Annotated in this window: 22 protein-coding genes, 2 riboswitches and 1 other annotated feature; of the genes, 10 read left to right on the top strand and 12 right to left on the bottom strand. The window is 38.2% G+C overall.

Features of this window, described 5'->3' with window-relative positions:
• Positions 1-113: 113 nt before the first annotated feature.
• A riboswitch (purine riboswitch) is annotated at positions 114-215 on the bottom strand.
• Between the two features lie 79 nt (positions 216-294).
• The 7 genes from NSQ17_RS03320 to NSQ17_RS03290 all read right to left on the bottom strand — a co-directional run bounded on the left by NSQ17_RS03320 (position 295) and on the right by NSQ17_RS03290 (position 5,513).
• Positions 295-495 (bottom strand): NETI motif-containing protein, encoded by a 201-nt coding sequence (locus NSQ17_RS03320; protein WP_017359825.1) that lies wholly within the window; start codon positions 493-495, stop codon positions 295-297.
• Positions 492-1,046, bottom strand: a complete 555-nt coding sequence (locus tag NSQ17_RS03315; RefSeq protein WP_008344300.1) for a DUF5698 domain-containing protein — start codon at positions 1,044-1,046, stop codon at positions 492-494. Before NSQ17_RS03315 ends, NSQ17_RS03320 begins: the two co-directional genes overlap by 4 nt.
• Before the next feature lie 305 nt (positions 1,047-1,351).
• Entirely contained in the window at positions 1,352-2,149 is a 798-nt protein-coding gene (locus NSQ17_RS03310; protein ID WP_024719394.1) for a hypothetical protein, read from the bottom strand.
• A 217-nt stretch (positions 2,150-2,366) separates the two neighbouring features.
• Positions 2,367-2,549: a YezD family protein gene (locus NSQ17_RS03305; protein WP_008344304.1), complete on the bottom strand. Its 183-nt coding sequence runs from the start codon at positions 2,547-2,549 to the stop codon at positions 2,367-2,369.
• 18 nt (positions 2,550-2,567) lie between these two features.
• Entirely contained in the window at positions 2,568-2,729 is a 162-nt protein-coding gene (locus tag NSQ17_RS03300) for a hypothetical protein (RefSeq protein WP_008344307.1), read from the bottom strand.
• 206 nt (positions 2,730-2,935) lie between these two features.
• Complete coding sequence (locus tag NSQ17_RS03295) at positions 2,936-4,261, bottom strand: NCS2 family permease (protein WP_035703624.1); 1,326 nt, start codon at positions 4,259-4,261, stop codon at positions 2,936-2,938.
• A gap of 145 nt (positions 4,262-4,406) precedes the next feature.
• A riboswitch (purine riboswitch) is annotated at positions 4,407-4,508 on the bottom strand.
• Positions 4,509-4,634: 126 nt separating this feature from the next.
• Positions 4,635-5,513: a LysR family transcriptional regulator gene (locus tag NSQ17_RS03290; RefSeq protein WP_047946432.1), complete on the bottom strand. Its 879-nt coding sequence runs from the start codon at positions 5,511-5,513 to the stop codon at positions 4,635-4,637.
• A gap of 100 nt (positions 5,514-5,613) precedes the next feature.
• On the opposite strand from NSQ17_RS03290, the gene NSQ17_RS03285 reads away from it, so the two are divergent.
• Positions 5,614-6,801 carry an MFS transporter gene (locus NSQ17_RS03285; protein WP_327872517.1) on the top strand — a complete coding sequence of 396 codons (1,188 nt, stop codon included), beginning with the start codon at positions 5,614-5,616 and terminating at the stop codon, positions 6,799-6,801.
• Between the two features lie 18 nt (positions 6,802-6,819).
• On the opposite strand, the gene NSQ17_RS03280 is transcribed toward NSQ17_RS03285, so the two are convergent.
• Positions 6,820-8,268 carry a DUF4179 domain-containing protein gene (locus tag NSQ17_RS03280; protein ID WP_342467848.1) on the bottom strand — a complete coding sequence of 483 codons (1,449 nt, stop codon included), beginning with the start codon at positions 8,266-8,268 and terminating at the stop codon, positions 6,820-6,822.
• Positions 8,237-8,782: a sigma-70 family RNA polymerase sigma factor gene (locus tag NSQ17_RS03275; protein WP_041093219.1), complete on the bottom strand. Its 546-nt coding sequence runs from the start codon at positions 8,780-8,782 to the stop codon at positions 8,237-8,239. Before NSQ17_RS03275 ends, NSQ17_RS03280 begins: the two co-directional genes overlap by 32 nt.
• 179 nt (positions 8,783-8,961) lie before the next feature.
• On the opposite strand from NSQ17_RS03275, the gene NSQ17_RS03270 reads away from it, so the two are divergent.
• Positions 8,962-9,135 carry a Fe3+ hydroxamate ABC transporter substrate-binding protein gene (locus NSQ17_RS03270; protein ID WP_072367848.1) on the top strand — a complete coding sequence of 58 codons (174 nt, stop codon included), beginning with the start codon at positions 8,962-8,964 and terminating at the stop codon, positions 9,133-9,135.
• 44 nt (positions 9,136-9,179) lie between these two features.
• On the opposite strand, the gene NSQ17_RS03265 is transcribed toward NSQ17_RS03270, so the two are convergent.
• Positions 9,180-9,749: a hypothetical protein gene (locus tag NSQ17_RS03265; RefSeq protein ID WP_072367847.1), complete on the bottom strand. Its 570-nt coding sequence runs from the start codon at positions 9,747-9,749 to the stop codon at positions 9,180-9,182.
• 137 nt (positions 9,750-9,886) lie between these two features.
• Between NSQ17_RS03265 and NSQ17_RS03260 the strand changes: the two genes are divergently transcribed.
• The 5 genes from NSQ17_RS03260 (at position 9,887) to NSQ17_RS03240 (ending at position 13,101) form a co-directional block, all read left to right on the top strand.
• Positions 9,887-10,462 (top strand): GNAT family protein, encoded by a 576-nt coding sequence (locus NSQ17_RS03260; RefSeq protein WP_017359833.1) that lies wholly within the window; start codon positions 9,887-9,889, stop codon positions 10,460-10,462.
• A gap of 15 nt (positions 10,463-10,477) precedes the next feature.
• Positions 10,478-10,930 (top strand): LytTR family DNA-binding domain-containing protein, encoded by a 453-nt coding sequence (locus NSQ17_RS03255; RefSeq protein WP_017359834.1) that lies wholly within the window; start codon positions 10,478-10,480, stop codon positions 10,928-10,930.
• A gap of 5 nt (positions 10,931-10,935) precedes the next feature.
• Entirely contained in the window at positions 10,936-11,346 is a 411-nt protein-coding gene (locus NSQ17_RS03250; protein WP_017359835.1) for a hypothetical protein, read from the top strand.
• 95 nt (positions 11,347-11,441) lie between these two features.
• Positions 11,442-12,170 carry a CPBP family intramembrane glutamic endopeptidase gene (locus tag NSQ17_RS03245; RefSeq protein ID WP_342467847.1) on the top strand — a complete coding sequence of 243 codons (729 nt, stop codon included), beginning with the start codon at positions 11,442-11,444 and terminating at the stop codon, positions 12,168-12,170.
• Positions 12,171-12,189: 19 nt separating this feature from the next.
• Positions 12,190-13,101: a hypothetical protein gene (locus NSQ17_RS03240; protein WP_256689057.1), complete on the top strand. Its 912-nt coding sequence runs from the start codon at positions 12,190-12,192 to the stop codon at positions 13,099-13,101.
• A 118-nt stretch (positions 13,102-13,219) separates the two neighbouring features.
• Here NSQ17_RS03240 and NSQ17_RS03235 read toward each other — a convergent pair whose 3' ends face one another.
• Entirely contained in the window at positions 13,220-13,792 is a 573-nt protein-coding gene (locus tag NSQ17_RS03235; RefSeq protein ID WP_160758074.1) for a GNAT family protein, read from the bottom strand.
• Positions 13,793-13,805: 13 nt separating this feature from the next.
• On the bottom strand, positions 13,806-14,678 hold the full coding sequence (locus NSQ17_RS03230; protein WP_256689055.1) for an AraC family transcriptional regulator: 873 nt from the start codon (positions 14,676-14,678) through the stop codon (positions 13,806-13,808).
• 409 nt (positions 14,679-15,087) lie between these two features.
• Positions 15,088-15,352: a binding site (T-box leader), on the top strand.
• A gap of 55 nt (positions 15,353-15,407) precedes the next feature.
• On the opposite strand from NSQ17_RS03230, the gene NSQ17_RS03225 reads away from it, so the two are divergent.
• The 3 genes from NSQ17_RS03225 (at position 15,408) to NSQ17_RS03215 (ending at position 18,702) form a co-directional block, all read left to right on the top strand.
• Complete coding sequence (locus NSQ17_RS03225) at positions 15,408-17,069, top strand: 2-isopropylmalate synthase (protein ID WP_342468081.1); 1,662 nt, start codon at positions 15,408-15,410, stop codon at positions 17,067-17,069.
• On the top strand, positions 17,070-18,128 hold the full coding sequence (locus tag NSQ17_RS03220; RefSeq protein ID WP_342467846.1) for a helix-turn-helix domain-containing protein: 1,059 nt from the start codon (positions 17,070-17,072) through the stop codon (positions 18,126-18,128).
• 88 nt (positions 18,129-18,216) lie between these two features.
• Positions 18,217-18,702, top strand: a complete 486-nt coding sequence (locus NSQ17_RS03215; RefSeq protein WP_342467845.1) for a YbaK/EbsC family protein — start codon at positions 18,217-18,219, stop codon at positions 18,700-18,702.
• Positions 18,703-18,738: the final 36 nt, after the last annotated feature.

The raw sequence follows: 18,738 nt of genomic DNA, 5'->3' as shown, positions 1-18,738 counted from the left end.
ACCTAAGTAGCTTGTCAAACGCCGAACAAAAAGGCCCGGTTTGTATTGCATTGTTAGGAAGCAACACAAACCGGGCCATGGTAAGCGCTGTTCGCTTTTAAAACGCCATGTCAGTTTTGTTCACTATCCTGCATAGTCCAGTCATTTACGGTAACTGGGTAGAAACTTATGGGCCATATTCCCAAGATTATATGAGGCTCGTGTTTTGATTTCATGTTTATCTTAACAACGGATGTTCATGATGTCAACGGATTTATCGAACAATCTATGAAGTCGTCGTTTTAATGTTCGGATTTAGAGTATTTTTCCCTCAAATACGATTTTTTTCCCAATCGGAATGATCTGAATCGACCCATTTTCCTTCTTTTCCTGAAAGATGGGCTCCTCCATTCGTCGGACAGGTGAGTAGCCTTCCTCTGCCATCTGGGACAACACTTGTTCAATCGTCATGTTGTCTTCCACGTAGAATTTCTTTTTCTTTGGTTTTGCGGTCATTCTTTAATTCTCCTTTTCTTCACAGCCTTCACCCAGAAGCCGCCATGAATCGTTTTGGGCTCATACGAAATGATAAACGCCTTTGAATCAAGCGTTTTAATCGTTTCATATAATTGCAGTTCATATTTTCTCGGTGTTAAAATTTGCATCGCTGACCGGTCTCCTTCAAGACCTCCTACTACCCAGTTGGTGACGCCATATCCTTTTTCTCTCAATTGTTTTGGGAGATCTAGATCGATTTCTTTTGTAATCACGTTCACAGTAATGTAGCCAAGTGCCAGCTTCTCTTCAATTTTCATCCCGACAATGATTCCAATTCCATAACCTAGCGCATACGCAATGACATTTTGTACTTGATCTAAGTTATCTAATACGATACTCAAACCAATGACATAAATCAGCATCTCGACAGTACCAGCAAAAGCGGCTGCATACCTTCTGCCTTTCATTGTTAAAATTAAACGCATAGTGGAAAAAGAAACATAAACAATGTTAATCACTAAAATAATCAAAACCATGGTGAACGCATTGGATAAAAGTTGTTGAAGCACGATTCGAACCCCCTGCACTAAAAATCAAATAAAGCACCCCATATTCTACTAGAGAACAAACCTTGATACAATCAAATTTGCGCGAGAAAAACACATATATCTTTCGACAACAAGGGGTGGTCTTTGTTACCAAGAGTTTACCCGTTTTTTCCTCTTCTCAACATGAAAAACCTCCTTTTTCAAAAGGAGGCTTTAGATGGTTGATAAAGGGCTAAAATGAACTTTATTTTAACCCTTTGTCTTCTTTTCAGCGTGATAGAAAACCTTTGAATTTTAAAAAGACCGAGTACACGCTGAAACGTATTCTATCCAAACCGAACTGGAACAAGTGATGGGATCAAATACTCTCCGACAATGCCCCATAAAAGGGCAATGATGACGAGCTCAATCAACAAAAAGACCCAGCCGGCATACATCAAGTCTCCCCGCACAGCTTCTTGCTCGGATTGAATGGAGCGGAAGAGCACAATGGCAATCAGCTGAAGACCAAAAAACATCATGACGGATAAAATCACCGTTACATATGGAATATTCAGCATGGCAAATACAAGCCAAAGGATAGATAAAACCAAAACCGGCACAAGCACGGCACCGAACTTCATGATCACTTCTTTCAGCGATATGTTCCCTTTCAGCATGTACTTACCGAGCACCCAAACCGTCAGCATCATCAGTGTCAACAAAATGAGTGTAAAGACCGCTACCTTCAAAAAGGCGTCACCAAAAGAATAATGAATACCAAAACCTAATAAACGGGTCTTTGACGCCTTTAATTGAACGTAGTTGCCTAAAGCAAAAAACACACTGAATAACACAATTGAAATCCAGGCGTACTTCATGCGTAAAGTGTCCGCTTGATGGATCGCACGGCTCGGTGATTTTAACATCGCGAGCCCATATGAGCCATAGCGCTTAAACGCACCTCCTACACTTCTTGCAATGCGCTGAATGGCTGAACGCTCTTCATCAGCTGGCTTAGCCGTTCTTCCTCGTTTTGCAGCACTGCGGCTGAGGCGGGACTGCCTCGTTTCTTGATCTATTGATGGCTCTTCGTTTTCGTTTTTCGTTTCAGATGTGACCTGCTCTTGATCTTTCTCTAACATCCCATATCAACTCCTATCTCAGACAATCCGCACAGGCTCAGGTGACCTGTCCGAATGACTCCTATTAAAGTAGCGGAGTCTCTCTATTCAGTCAAGATTCCTTGACGTTCATACGAATAGACGGATAAAAGAATGAAGAGGTTTTAAATGGAGAGAAAATAAGACAAAACAAAAAAGCTGATGAGTGGATCAGCTTTTCATCATCTTTCATTACTTTTCATGAACGATAGCGCCCCTGCTTTGCTTTCTGAATCCGAAGATTCTCCTGGTGTGCTGGGAAACGAGTCTTTTCTGTCGTATCGACTTGTGTAATTTGTCCATTATGAATGGTGATCACCACCGACCCGTATTCAATCCCTTTTAAGGCAGATAAAATAAAATTCAGCTTTTGTTCATCCATCGCTCATCCCCCATCCCACTAATTTTGCTTTCGCTCTTTTAAATAGAGAACCTCATTTTCCAGCTCATGAATCGTATAATGCATGAGCGCTTCATGTTTTTCTTCATGCCCCCATAAAAGGAGCTGCTCAATCAATACCTGCTTTTTCCGCTCAATCACCTGCCTAAGCCAGCGTGACAAGTCATCCCCTCCCGTTATAATGAATGCAAGAAAAAAGGCACTCTGAACCCTTCTATAGAAAAAAGGAAATCAAAGCGCCTTTGGTGATCCAATCAGCGAATTATGTCTTTTTATCATAAACATATAATTCCTATAAGTCAACTATGTTTTTAAAATTCCCCTACAAAAAACAGCAGCCTCCATGAGCTGCTGTTTCAGACAAATCATTAATGATTTAAGAAAGCAAAATATAGAATAAAGATGACAAACAGTCCGTACATAATTGGATGCACTTCTTTTGCTTTTCCTTTAAAGATCATGGTGATCGGGTAGAAAATGAACCCAATTGCAATCCCTGTTGCAATACTATATGTGAGTGGCATCATAATCATCGTTAAGAAGGCCGGTACCGCAATTTCAAAACGATCCCATGCGATCTTCGCAAGAGGTGCAACCATCAGTGCACCGACAATGATTAAAGCAGGTGCCGTTACATTCGGTGTCACGACAGATAAAAGCGGCGAGAAGAACATCGCAAGTAAGAAGAAAATACCTGTCACGACAGCTGCAAAACCAGAGCGGGCACCCGCAGCAACACCTGAACTAGATTCAACATAAGACGTCGTCGTTGATGTACCAAGAACAGAACCGACGACGATAGAAGAAGAATCCGCCAGAAGCGCTTTCCCTGCACGCGGCAGCTCATTATTTTTCATTAAACCAGCCTGCGTTGCCACAGCCACAAGTGTACCAGCTGTATCAAAGAACCCAACGAATAGGAACGTTAAAATAACCACAAGCATTTGAATGGAGAAGATGTCTGGCAAGTGAATCAAGGCTTGACCAAAAGTTGGAGACAAGCTTGGAATGCTATCTACAATTTGAGATGGAACTGGCACAAGACCAAGGATCATCCCAGCAATAGCTGTCACAAGCATCCCAATGAAGACACCTGCATTCACTCGAAGAACCATTAAAATGACAGTCACAACGATTCCAAATACCGTCAACAATACAGGACCACTATGAATGTTTCCAATCGAAACGAGCGTATTATCGTTATTGGCAATAATACCGGAGCCTTGAAGACCCACAAATGTAATGAACAAACCAATCCCTGCACCAACAGCCAGCTTCAGCTCACTTGGAATGGCATTGATGATTTTTTCACGAAAACCTGTTAAAGAAAGAGCAACGAAAATCAATCCTGAAACAAACACACCGGAAAGTGCTGCCTGCCATGAAATCCCCATACCAAGAACCACTGAGAAAGCGAAGAACGCATTCAGACCCATACCTGGTGCAATCGCAATCGGGTACCTGGCGATCAATCCCATCAGGAAACAACCTGCCGCAGAAGCTAACGCCGTAGCTGTAAAGACAGCCCCCTGATCAATTCGTAATTTATCTGGAAAATCCGGTACTGCTACTAAAGCAAGTGTGATCGGATTAACAAACAAGATGTAAGCCATCGACAAAAATGTCGTTAAACCGCCGATGATCTCTCTGCGATAATTCGTACCTAACTCATCAAACTGAAAAAACTGTTTCAAAGCCAACTGACTCCCTTCATGTCCTTTTGCTTTAGTCTGTCCCATTCACAAGTCAAATAAAAAACGCCCCAACAGTTTTTGGGACGCTTGACTACAATGTGAATTCAGACCGTGACATCAAACAAGAACAATGCATGATTTATATCAAACGAGTGTGAATTGACGTAGTCAAGCCATTTACGGTAGCTTGGTAGAAACTTGCGGGCCATATCCCCGCGATTATACGACTTCTATCTATTTGATTTCTGTGTCTATTGTACCAACTTCATTTTTAAAACACAATACAAAAAGCGAACATTTTTCAAAGAAATGTCCGCTTCATTCGTCTTATTACACGAATTTGGAAAATCACATCTAGTTCTTTATACACCCATCACTGAATTCTGGCAAAAACCGTTTCTGCTACATCGAAAAATGCCTTCACAGCAGGAGAAGCTTGCGTGACCGATGGACAGGCAAGCGCCACCTCACGATGATGCGATACATTCAGATGACTGATCTGCACAAGTTGCTGCGTTTTTAGGAATAACTCAGGACCTATCGTCACACCAAGTCCTTCCCCAACCATGCGGGCAATGGTCGTACAATCATGCACTTCAAATAAAATAGACGGCTTGATTTGCGCCTCTGAAAAAATATCCTCTACATGGGATTGATACATGCCAGTTGGCATAATAAATGGTTCATCTGCTAATTCTTCCATGTCTACAATTGGCTGCTGCTTAAAACGATGATTTTCGTGATAGGCGACCACCATTTTATCTTTCATAAGTGGCAATAGATGAAACGCTTCATCCGCTTTACCTTTTACAACAAACCCAACATCAATAATGCCAGAATCGAGCCACTCCAATATTTCTTCATATGTCCCCTCATAAAATTTAAATTCAATCTTTGGATGCTTTTTCTGATAGCTCACAAGCAGTTTTGGCAACAAACAAGCGGATGCACTGGCAAATGTTCCAATCCGAATCAAGCCAGATTCAATATTTTTGGTGAGCGCAATTTCCTGCTGAATTTTCTCTACTCGATTTAACACTTCTCTTATATGCGGAAGAAGGGTTTCACCGATGTCTGTCAGCGTAATGCCCTTTTTTCGGTCACGCACGAATAAAGACACGCCCCACTCCGTCTCTAAACTTGCCACCGCATGACTCACGGCAGACTGTGTCATATTTAATGCTTCAGCTGCAGCGGTAAAACTGCCTAGCTCGACCACCTTAGCCATCGTTTCGAAACGAACAAAGCTCATGAGTAATCACTCATCCCTTTCATGAAAAACATCAATTTTACTTATGTTAGCACGGAATTTAAAATGAATACAACGTTTCAACATAAAGGAAGGGTTCAAAATGAAAAGTACATCTTATCCATTGCTCATATTTCTTTTAGCCGTCGGTTCTTTCGTCACAGGCACTTCAGAATTCGTCGTATCAGGCATACTGGACATCATTTCTGACGATCTGCACATCTCCATCCCGGTTGCGGGACAGCTCATCACCATCTATTCTCTTTTTTATGCCGTGGGTGCCCTCTTTTTAGTCATGGCCACATCGAAATTGAATCGAAAAAAGGTTCTTTTATCGGCGATTTCCATGTTTATAGCAGGGAATGTGCTTGCTTTTTTTAGCCATCACTTTATGCTGCTCATGCTCTCACGGGTCATCATGGCCATGAGTGGCGGCTTATATATTGTACTCGCAACAAATTATGCAGCGCAGCTCGCCCCGCCAGAAAAAAAGGGGAGTGCGATGGCCACGGTGATCACTGGATTTACAGTTTCACTAGTACTCGGTGTACCGATTGGAACATTTTTAGCAGGATATGTAGATTGGCATGCCATTTTTCTCATCATTGCAATAGGAACCGCTTGTCTCTTGTTTCTTCTGTATCGATTATTACCGCCTATGGAGGGACATTCCCATGTGCCATTTAAGCAGCAAATGCAAATTCTTCAAGACCGTAGGGTGTTAAGCGGATTAGCCACGACAGCCTTTTGGATTTTAGGTTACACAATGGTATTTGCCTACATTTCGCCATTATTGCGACAGACATCCGGATTTACGCTCGAAATGACAAGCATTGCCTTGCTCGTCTTAGGGATTTCTGCTTTTATCGGATCACGCTTTGGCGGATACGCTGTCGATCAATGGGGACCAAACCGAACCATTTCAATCAGCATCACGGTTCAGATGCTCATGCTCTTTGCATTATCTTTTACACAATTTTCTGTAGTTGGCGTCTTCATCACGCTCGCCATTTGGGGCACCGCCACATGGACGACAACACCAGCGAAGCAATTTTATCTCATCTCCCTAAAACCCGAAACATCGGAAACTGTGCTGAGCTTTAATACAGCAATTATGAATATCGGCATGATGCTTGGCTCATCAATGGGTGGTCTGATTATTCAATATACAAATGTAACGAATTTAAGTTGGATTGGTGGGATAGCTAGTTTTGTTGCATTGATGTTGATTCGGTACTCGTTCAATCGTCATCGACTGGCGCATCAACAGATAAAAAGCGAACATGTGTAATTATGTTCGCTTTCTGATTTATCGATTAGCTTTTGATGTTTCTTTTTTGACTGGAATGGTTACCGTTATCGCCTTCTGTGGTGCCAACATGTTCAGTTCAGTCAAATCAAGATAAAGCCCATATTCTTTAAAAGAAAAATGGTTTAATGATAAAGTCTCTAAATTCTTATCATCAAATTCAAAGGTGGATTGCATGGAAGCTGTCTTTAAATTCGTCACCTTCGCATGGTTCCCCTTCAAGTAATATCCGCTTTCATAGTCTGCTTGTGGATCGGGCCATGATTTCATCTTTTCAACATCGCCTAATCCAATGAATTCACCTATATTCTCCATCACATCCTGATCTAATTCTTTTTGATCTACTCCAGTAAATTGATAATCAACATTCACAGAACGGTCTTTTTGCTCTATCTTAATGATTTTGATTCCGATGCCATGGTGTTTTGTTTTGAACTGAACAGGCAGCTTTGTCTTGAGAGGAATGATGTGGCTGTATTCTCGTTCGTATCTCACATCTGTGTAAAATGTCAATTCAGTCGCCTTTGGATTGATCGGCTGATTCAAAATTGTCAAATGATCTTTTCTAGTTTTGTCAGAAGTCAGTTGTTTTTTTCTTAAAACGGTTCCAATCTCAAGCTCATACTCATTACCTAAATTATCCTTCATTCTATCAATACTAACTCTATCATCTTTGGCAAAACCATTGTAATCAATGGCATATTGAATAGCAGAGCCATTCACTCCATTTTCTACCTTTACATTTCTTATTTGATAACGGCCGTTTAAAATAGACACGTCTTTTTGCCCCACTAATAAGGTGGTTTTTTGCTTGACAACAGGTAATTTGAAGCGCCAATTCCCTACAATATCCCCAATCTTCGAAATGACAAGTGGCACTTGCTGACCTTGTTTGATCGTCTGTCCATTTGTATAGACTTCTGTCTGCCCAACATAGCGGCCATCTTTCATTTTTTTCAATCCTTGATTGTCGTAACTCGGTTGGAAAGTGTCATTTTTATGATCGAAGTTGTTGACTATGAATGGTACAGAATCTTCCTTTGTATTCAAGTTCTCCACAGTAAACGTATAAACAAGCCGCCCGGCATCATAATACACACTGTTCACTTTCACAGTAACCCCTCTTGATTCAGCCCCCTCATTGACATGCTTCACCAACTCACTCTGAAAAAGAGACATTCCTACTTTATCGTGAAACATCATATATAACTGTCCAACAAACGGCACTCGAGCCATCGCTGTATTAAGAGAAGGAAAAATGAAGCCTGATGAAAAGTAAAGGACAACCAGGGCGATAACTGAATAGATTGGCGTTCTCCAATTCCATTTAAACCAATTTCTTTTCTTTTCCGCTTTCACATCTCCTATTGCTTGGCGAACCGCAGAGGTCAATTCAACCTTTGGTACATCAATCTCATCATAGAGCTTTTTCATTTCTTTTCGTTCCATCGACACTCTCCTCCTTCTCCAATGTTTGCTTTAATAACTTTCTTGCTCGATACAAATGAGTTTTGACAGTTCCTTCGGGCACACCCATCTGTTCAGAAATCATTGAAATCGAATAATCTTGAAAATAAAATAGCTGAATCACGAGCTGATATTGCTCATCTAATACATCTAGTGCATTTTTTAAATCCAGCTTGTCTTCCAAAAAATCATGCCGCTCAACGCTCTCATGATGCTGTTCAAACGGAACAACATCTTGCTGTTTTTTCTTCATCGCAAAAATTGTATGAATCAAAATCCTAGTCAGCCATGTAGAAAAATAAGCCGGTTCTTTTAAGCCCGATAGATGCTTAAATGCTTTAATGACCGTCTCCTGAACAGCATCTAACGAATCCTCTTTATTTCTTGTATAGAGAAAAGCCGTTTTATATAAACGCTCTTGATACATCAGCATTAATGTCTCAAATGCTGGGACATTCCCTTTTTGTGCTTTTTTAATTAGACGCACTTGCTTCATCTCATCCACACCTCCTACACCTGTTAGAGCAAGGTTTCTCTCAAACGGTTTCAACAAACAAAAATTTCTTTTACTCAACATATGTCGGATAAAAATAGAGAAAGTGAAGAATGGAGTCGAAAGAACAAGTTGGATATTTGATATAATTGAAGAAATATCTACAAAAAGGAGTATGTCGATTGTTTCGATTCGAAGAACCCACGTGTGCTAGCTGTCAGAAAAAAATAGAAGGAAACGAAGAAGTGTACGTTAAGCTGGTCTATCCAAAGAGACGAGGAATGACAGAAGTAAAGGCTTGGCTAAGAAATGAAGGAGTTTTTTATTGTAAGGCATGTTATGAAAAAACAACATAAAGACGAGCACTTCAATAGAATGCTCGTTTTTACTTTTTACTATTTCACTCCCGCTTACTGCGAAGTTCAATGAGTGCTAGTGTCTCTTCATTGAAAAAGAACTCCAAAATGATGCCATTTGATTGATCTTGGTATTGTATACCTTTGCTATACCCTTCGACAAACCAAAGCTGCTTGAATTGATTTCCATACATTTGTATCACAGATGAATAATCTGCCCCAATTGTAACACCCTTAGATGTTTGAAAACTTTTTTGAGTTGACTGATTGTAAATAGATGTTACTCGATGATGTTGATCAACTGATACGACAAAATCTTCATTTTCTTTTTCCATGTAGACCGTCTGTTTTTGATGAGAGAATTGAGAATTCTCAACAAACTGATGATCTCCTTTAAATGTTTGACCAATCTTAAAATGACCTATCGATTCATCTGTTAAAGTGATAGAGTGAAAATTAAAAAACATTGCTATCCAGACAACTAGTATGGCTCCACCTAAAACAGAACCTATTATCACTAACACCTTAGAACGAAAGGCTCCCTTTTTAAATAAATAAATCATTAAAGATACGGTGATCATCATGATACAAATCATGATCAGAAAAATGCCCATTTCTTTTATCCTCTTTTTTTTAGTAAAATTCGAATGTAAATGATTACCCCAATGATAAATTCATATTATATCAGAGCATTCCACAAATTGTACCAATACAGGTATAATTTAAATAAAATAAACTATAGGAGATACATATGACTAGACATAAACTGATATTTCCACAATCATTTCCAACGATACATACCGAAAGACTGATCTTAAAACAAGCAACGATCACAGATGCTGAGGATATGCACATCTATTTATCCAATGAAACTGTCTGCCGCTACATGGGCATTGATGCACATGAAACCATCGAAGACACAAAAGGAGAAATCAAGTGGTATGACAATATCTTCAAAGAACAAACAGGCATCCGGTGGGGCATTTCTTTAAAAAACAACCCCACCATCATCGGGAGCTGCGGCTTTCTCAATCTAGAAAAACAGCACCGCCGTACGGAAATTGGCTATGAATTACACCAAGATCATTGGCGAAAAGGCATCATGAAGGAAGCAATTACTGCGGTGTTGCGGTATGGATTTCAGGAGATGAACTTGAATCGGATTGAAGCGATCATTGATCCAGCAAATACGTCTTCTGTTCAATTATTGGAGAAGATACATTTTGTACAAGAGGGTTTATTAAGAGAGTATGAATTGGGTCAGAAGGGATTCGATGATGTGTATATGTATTCAATTTTGAAGAGAGATTACGAAAAATCCTATTAAACAGAGGAGAAACAAATGAAAACGGATATTCATTTCATCCAAAAGCCGCAACCAGAGTATGTTTCTTTTCACATTTATGAACTCAATCCGGCGGTTGAAAAACTTGTCCAGCAAGTGGAGCAGTCAGCCCCCTATTTCTTAGCACAAGAACCAACGAAAGAAAGAGTGAAAAAGGTCTATTATCACGACATTTTATATATAGAAAGCGTTGATAAAAGATCGTTCTTGTATACGTCAGATGGAGTGTTTCTCTTAAAGGAAAAGTTATTTGAACTTGAAAAACGGCTTGAAGCGCACGATTATGTCAGGATTTCAAAATCGATGATTCTGAATATAGATTCTATTGCCGCTATTTCTCCTAAAACGAGTGGCCGTTTTGAAGCAAGCCTTACAAATAAAGAAAAAGTAATGATTTCACGTTTTTATATCCAAGCATTAAAAGAGAAGCTTGGATTACGGAGGAAGTGAACAGAATGAAACGTTATATCACAAATCTTTTGATCACATTTTGTATGATCTTTACTGCACTCGTATTGATTTACTGTTTCACGTTTGGAACGATGCCCATCTATATTTTACAAGCCATCATGTTCAGTTCCTTTTTTTCAAGCGCCCTGACCTTCTTGCTATACCCAAAACAAACGTACAGCCATAAACGGATTCTTTTTCAACAAATTCTATATATCGTCCTTGTGATGTGTATGATTATGACCACCATCATCATCGTCAGCGGTGAAATCAGCCCCCTTTCGTTTATCGTGAATTTCCTTGTGGTCATGGCTTTATTCTTTTTGATGAAGTATCTATTGTATAAAAAAGATCAAGCAACTGCTGAGGAAATCAACGAACTTTTACAGCAACGAAAGAAACGAACAACATCTTAATGTGCATCTTAGGGCTAAATATTGACATGTTAGGAAGATTTCATTGTGACTTCTGCATGATTCCACTACTCTGAGGTTAGAGGAGGAATCAACACATGAAACCAATCACAATCATTCGAAAATCAGTACTTCTACTGCTCTTTTCTTTAATCATTCCAACAAGTGCAGGTGTCTATTTATCCATCAAAGAAGTAACCGATCCGATGACCATCTATCTCATCAATGGCTGCACCATGCTAGCTGGGTGTCTTTTACTTCTATTCATTATTCAAAAAAGTCGTTTTCACTTGAAAGAAATAGGTTTTCGAAAAGGGTCTCTTGGGATGTGGATATTTCCGATCCTTATCATCGAGGCCATTCCGTTTATTGCTGGATTCAACAAGGATTTAACCGTTTATTCCTTTCTAGCACTTTGTTTCTTCATGGTGTGTGTCGGTCTTTTTGAAGAAGGAATCTTTCGAGGCATTCTGTTTCAATATTTAAAACAAATTAACTTGAGCACTGCCATATGGGGCTCCGCCGTACTATTCGGACTTGGCCATGCTGCGAATCTACTAAGCGGAAAAAGCCTCACCTTAACCGTCGCACAAATCCTATTCGCCTTTTTATTTGGATTCGTTGCAGCTGAAATCGTTGCACTCACGAACAGCTTGCAATGGGTGATCTTATGGCATGCGGTTCATAATATTGTGGATCAAACCACAAATGGGCAAACGTCTGTGGGAATGCAAATGCTTTTGCTTTCGATTCAATGTGTCATTTTGCTTGTTCTTGCGGTGGTGTTGTGGAGAAGATTAAGAATGAAAAAAGTATTCAATAGATAATGAAAAGAGGAGGAAAGAAATGAAGGGGAACACATGGATAGAAGGCTGGTTTGAAAAGTGTGAAGAACTTGAAATCAAGCCTTGGGAATGGGATTTTAAACAAAGCTATATCAAAGAGCCGATCAAAGATACATCATCAATTAAGATCATGTTAGAGTATAAAATGGGTAAACTCAAAGCTAAAGTTAAACCGCGTAGTAAAGCTGATTGTGATAAAGAACCTTTTCATATTTATCAATTACTATGGGGTACAGAGAATGATCCTGAGCTTAAATCAAAACACCATTTAGATTATTATGATTTGCTCCGCGGCGAAACAATGAATTCGTTTTGGACAACTTATAAAAACAGTGTGATAAGCTCAGAAAATAAAAACGCTTTATACAATGAAATTGGCATTAACCCCAAAAACCCTCTTATAGATCAATGTCATTTATTGATTTCTAATGAGAAATTCAAAGAGTTTAAACAGATCAAAGATAATATTGCAGCGTTTGAAAAATTCGCTACTTCTTCTCATTATATTGGAAATTTCACTGTATTACCTCATTGGATGAACACTGGTCGATACAGTTTCTCTCAAGATTATTGGGATGTGACATTACAATCATTCTTTGGCTTTTTTAAACCATTAGGCTGTTGGAAACAGTTCGTCGAACGATATTTCCTTCAACCTTATGTGAACAATGATGAGGAATGGACAGTGAGTGAATTTTGGGAAGGTCATTTTGCAGGTATAGGAAATTACAATCAATTAAAACCTCAAAATGAACAAGAATTAAGTGAGTTCCTACATAAAGTAAATCTCAGAATCGAAGAACGAGGCAAATGGATGATCAAAAAAGTCTGTGAAGAATTGAAGTTACAACACTTCACATTCTATGATGAACTAAAAGATAGACAAATTCGATTTTCCAACGAATTGAATTAACCATAATGAGCGAGCTCAGTGTTCGCTTTTTTATTTTCTAAAAGGGTTCCGATAAAAGAAAAATGAGATCATAAAAAGCTGATATCTTAAACGCTATATCAGCATCATGTTATCAAGCTTATTCACTCATGTAATCCACTTTCAGCATGCTGTATATTTCTACATCAACAACTCCTTTGCCAGACCATAAAACAGCTTGTCTAAGCAGTCCTTCTTTGATAAAACCATTTTTCGACAGGACTTTTTTTGATACCTCATTTGCTGGCATGACTTCCGCTTGAATTCTATTGATATCAATCTCTTCAAACAGAAATTTCACTAGTGTAGAGACAGCTTCTGTTGCGATGCCTTTTCCCCAATGTTCCTCTGCAAAGAAATAGCCAATCGTCACCGCATTCACTTTTTGATTGATGTCCATTATTTCGATGATACCAACTAGCGTATGAGGATTATCCTTTTGACAGATTCCCCATTTCACTCTGCTTTTCTTCGTATAATCTCGTTCAAAATGTCCAATCATTTTTTTTACCGTTTGGAGATTATGTTTGGGAATGATCCCACAATACTGAAAGACTGTGTCATTGTCGTAAATTGAAAACAACTCTGGCAAATGACGTTCTTCCACCTTTTTTAATAATAGATTCTTTGACGCAACTACAGGAAAAGTGCCAAAAAGACTTTCTATTTTCATCTCTTAATCCCCCTTATTCCTCGATAGGAATATAGATTTTCATTTTGATATCGTTCGGACCATTTGAATGTAGGACATCTGTTATTTCAAAATCTGGTCCGCTCGTTCTTTCATAATTAGAATTTGGAAGCCAGCTACCATAGATATACCTTCTAGTGTTTTGCACCATTTCATGAGAGCCACTCACTTTAAATTCTGCATATCTCCCCTCAGGAATCACTATTTTTACAAACCCTTCATTTAAATCTATATCGGATTCCTCCACTTCTTCCCCTACCACAAACGAAAAACGGCCATCATCATGAAAAGAAGTAGATACACCATAAGCCATATGAGGTGCTTTTCTCTTTGGAATCTGTTGATAATACTCCTTTTTTCCAAAATCCATATAAAACAAAGGAATGTCCGTGAAATATTCCTCACTTTGAAGATTCGTTTGATACTCGTAACCAATAATATAAAATTTGTTTAATTGAGTCATGACAGGTTTATTCATATTGAATTCACTGTCTAACTTAGATTGATACGCTAAAAAATCCATTTTGTTTTGTTTCTTTAACACCATTTCCTCTTTTCGAAACCTGCCTGGTGTCACCCCAAAGAATTGTAAAAAAGCACGGGCAAACGCTTCTTGAGAACCATACTGGAACGCAATCGCTATGTGTAAAATATTCTGATTTGTTTCTTTCAGTAACCTAGCAGCTTCAGAGAGCCTTCTATTTCTGATATACTCTTGCACAGAAAATCCTGTAATGGCTTGAAACAGTCGCTGAAAATGAAACGCTGAAAAGCAGGATTTCGAGGAAATATCCTTTATACTTATATTGTTTTGAAGATTCTCCTCAATAAACTCAATCGAAAGCTGTATTCTCTTATAGTAATCCATTGTTTCTCCCTCCTCTACCTTTTATTTTATTACTTTCCTCCTCTTATTTTTTGATCATTTGTGCTATTTTTAAATAACCTTCCACAAAATAATCATTCAATTTCCATAGCACAAAAAGTCAAGTTTCTTAAAAATGATTTCCGTTATACTAAACTCGTAAGGTAAAGATGTGCTCGGTTGTCCTATCAAGAATGAGAAAACGGTTCAAAGACCATTAACATCTGAAAGATGAATTACCGCTTCAAATTCTAGCAAAACACGCTAGTTATTCTAGAATTCACTTTCACCATTAAAACAGAAGTAAAATGAAGACAAGACACCCATAGGACAAAAAAAATCAATTAAAAAAGACATCCCTACCACTATCACTTTTTTGTCATCTTGGTATAATAGAAAAAATCAGAAAAATGAGAATGCGATGATAAGGAATAATACTTGCCGAAATGTTTTCAGAAAGTTGCTGGTTGATGAGAAGCAATAACATAAAGGTAGGGAACTCACCTTAGAGTAGCCTTAGTGAAATGAAAATGATTGATGTAGTTAAGGTCGGCACCCCGCCGTTATACGGGAAGGATATCAGATCAAACAATCTGTATCCGAATAAGCGCATGATAATGTAAAGTTATCATGAAACAGGGGTGGTACCGCGTAAGAAGAAGTCTTTCGTCTCCAATGAAAATATTGGAGATGAAGGACTTTTTTTATTCTATTTACTAGGAGGAATCGATGATGTTTAACCACAAAAAATACGAAAAGAAATACTTTTTGCCACCGAACCTTACTTATGATTGGGTGAAAAAAGAAACATTAGAACGTGCTCCGATATGGTGCAGTGTGGACTTACGGGATGGAAATCAAGCATTACCTATTCCTATGAACTTAGAAGAGAAATTGGACATGTTTCAGCTACTAGTAGAGATAGGTTTTAAAGAAATTGAAATCGCATTTCCAGCTGCTAATGATACGGAGTTTAAGCTATTACGGACACTGATTGATCGTCATATGATTCCAGACGATGTCACGATTATGGTGATCACACAAGCAAGAGAGCATATTATCCGCCGAACCTTCGAAGCCATTAAGGGGGTACCGAAAGCGATTGTTCATTTATATAATTCGACTTCAGAAGCGCAGCGCAGACAAGTATTTCAGAAAACAAAAGATGAAATAAAACAAATTGCCATTGATGGAGCTATTTTAGTAAAAGAACTGGCCGAAAAAACAGAAAGTGATATTTATTTTCAATATAGTCCTGAAAGCTTTCCAGGAACAGAAGTGGATTATGCATTAGATATTTGTAATAGTGTTTTAGATATTTGGAAACCGACACCACATCACAAAGCGATCATCAATATTCCGACAACAGTTGAATATTCAATGCCTCATATCTTTGCAAGTCAGATTGAGTATATACACAAAAATCTGTCTTACCGAGACAGTGTGACATTGTCTGTTCACCCTCATAATGACCGTGGCTCTGGAGTGAGTGATGCAGAATTTGGTGTGCTAGCTGGCGCAGAAAGAGTCGAAGGGACATTATTTGGTATCGGTGAACGTACAGGGAACGTAGACTTGATTACCTTGGCGATGAATATGTACTCACAAGGTTATGATCCACAATTGAATTTCAATAACCTAGAAGCGATTCGTAAAAAATATGAAAAACTAACAAAAATCACTGTTCATGAGAGACAGCCATATTCTGGTGAGATGGTTTTCACCGCATTCTCTGGGTCACATCAAGATGCGATATCTAAAGGGATGAAATATAGAAAGGAACATCATGTTGATAAATGGGACGTTCCGTATATCCCAGTTGATCCAGTTGACTTGGGGAGGAATTATCAAACGGATGTAATTCGAATCAATAGCCAGTCTGGAAAAGGCGGCATAGGCTATATCCTAGAAACATATTATGGCATTCAACTTCCTTATCAAATGAATGAAGCCATGGGATATGCAGCGAAGAAAGTATCTGATCAGACAAATAGGGAATTGTCTGTCGAAGAAATATATCATGTTTTTGAAGAACAGTATGTTGATTTTCACCCTCATTTCCAGCTGCTTGATTATCAATTTCATAAAGGAGAGAATCAAGAAGTCACCTTAACTTTGCTGAGAGATCATCAACAAATTGACATACAAGGAACTGGCACTGGAAGTTTAGATGCAATCAGTAATGCGTTAAAAGCACATTTTCATCTCGAGTATGATTTGGAAGTCTATGAACAGAATTCTTTGGGCAACGATTCTCAAGCAAAAGCCTGTGCACAGATTGGTATTTCAAATCAAGGGAAAATGCATTGGGGTGCTGGAATCGATAAAGATATTATAGAAGCAACAGTGAAGGCCCTGGTGGTTGCAGTAAATAAACTAGAGGTTTGGATGTAGATGGAAACAGATAAACTTGAAAAACATGAAGCAATGCAATTTTTAAGAGAATATAACGAACAAGAAATCTTTTATCAACAATACCAACAGAAGAAGCATGACAATCAATCATTGCAATTATTTTTGAAGGATTATGATCAAAACAATTTCATGCAAAAGCAAATATATATAGAAGAATTTTTGCTAAAAGGGCAGAACGAATTTGAAAAAGAGGATACCATGTGGTTAGGTCAGGAGAAAGATATCGAAGTGAGAAAGTATAGCCGTTTTATGTCTCAATTGTCGGCTATCCATGATTTCTTTGAGATGATCTATGTTCTGGAAAATGAGATGTATGTAGAAGTGGAAGATAAAAAAATCGTTTTAAAATCAGGAGATATTGCCTTTATTCCACCTGACACAATACACAAGCCACTTGTAATGGAGAATACAATCGCAATACAAATCATGATCCGTAAAAGTACTTTTCAAAAAGTGTTTTTTAAAATGTTAAAAGGAAATCATGTCATTTCAGAGTTCTTTTTGAATGCATTGTATATAAAAGAAAATAAACATATTCTTATTTTCCATAGTCACTTGGATAAAAATTTGCTAGACTGCTCTCTTCAACTATTTATAGAAAATCACAATCGATTTCCTAGTTACCAGTTGATTATGAATAATTTGTTTGAGATATTATTATGTCTCTTATTAAGATTCAAACCAAGTCATATGAACGTCATTCAGGTCAAACAATATAGTGATATACGTATGATTCAAATGCTTCAATATATTCAGCAATGTTGTGAGCATATAACAATTCAGGAGATGGCAGAGGAATTTAACCTTTCACAATCTTACCTGTCTAAATATATAGCTCGTAAACTCGGCAAATCATTTCGTGAAATTCGACAAGAAATAAGAATGGAAAAAGCCTGCGAAATGCTAACCGGTAGTAATTTACAAGTGGATCATATTTCGGGAGCCGTTGGTTATCAAAATGTAGAGCATTTCATTCGTTTATTTAAGAAAAAGTATCACCTAACACCACATCAATATCGTTTAAATAATAGAACATAATGAGCAGAATGTATGACACTTATCTTTAAAGTAAAATTTTAAAATCAAGAAAATGTCAAATCAATACGAATAAAAAGGAGACATCATCATGTCACTCAAGCAAGTAAAAGATTATTTTAAACAATATGAAATGGATACTCGAATTCAGGAATTTTCAGTATCTAGTGCAACCGTAGACTTAGCTGCTTCTGCATTGGGCTGCGAACCTGAAAGAATCGCAAAAACACTCTCCTTTCTAGTAAATGGACAAGCTATTTTAGTTGTGACCTCTGGCGATGCAAAAGTTGATAACAAAAAATTCAAGGAATATTTTAAAACAAAAGCGAAAATGCTGCCTCCTCAAGAGGTCGTTGACTTGGTCGGTCATGAAATTGGCGGAGTATGTCCTTTTGCTATAAAGAATGGTGTTTCTGTTTATTTAGATATGTCACTCAAACGTTTTGAGACAGTCTATCCAGCCTGCGGCAGCAGTAACAGTGCTATTGAACTCACAATCAAACAACTAGAAAAACACTCCGGTTATACACAATGGATTGATGTGTGTAAGGGATGGAATGATGAATTCATACAATAAAATGGAAGGAAAAAGTGCTGCAATTAAACATAAAAA

The organism is Bacillus sp. FSL W8-0629 (assembly GCF_038593225.1).
Taxonomy (GTDB): Bacteria; Bacillota; Bacilli; order Bacillales; family Bacillaceae; genus Bacillus; species Bacillus altitudinis.
The sequence above is the reverse complement of the archived record's forward strand: the minus strand, read 5'-3'. Positions and strand labels throughout refer to the sequence as shown.